Source organism: Macrococcus sp. DPC7161 (assembly GCF_004117835.1).
Classification (GTDB): Bacteria; Bacillota; Bacilli; order Staphylococcales; family Staphylococcaceae; genus SDSC01.
This window is the reverse complement of sequence record NZ_SDSC01000074.1, coordinates 1-213: the sequence shown is the minus strand read 5'-3', so window position 1 is coordinate 213 and position 213 is coordinate 1. Positions and strand designations below refer to the sequence as shown.

1 protein-coding gene is annotated in these 213 nt (G+C 39.9%); it reads right to left on the bottom strand.

Annotation, left to right across the window (positions count from 1 at the left end; genetic code table 11):
- Nucleotides 1-213, bottom strand: a 213-nt coding sequence (locus ER639_RS12180; protein WP_164993462.1) for an SdrD B-like domain-containing protein, incomplete at both ends; no start/stop codon positions are given.

Sequence of the window (213 nt, the reverse complement as noted above, 5' to 3'; positions counted from 1 at the left end):
TTGTTAATGTTACTGTTACACCTGGAATACCTGGTTCTCCCGCATCTTGGATGCCATCTTTATCTGCATCAAACCATACTTTATCTCCTAAATCGTATACAGGTGTCGCTGGTGTTTCTTTTACGAATCCTGAATCGATTGTTGGATCATCTTTACCATCTACAGTGATTGTTACTTTCGTGCCATCTGAGTCACTTGTATCATCACCTGTAT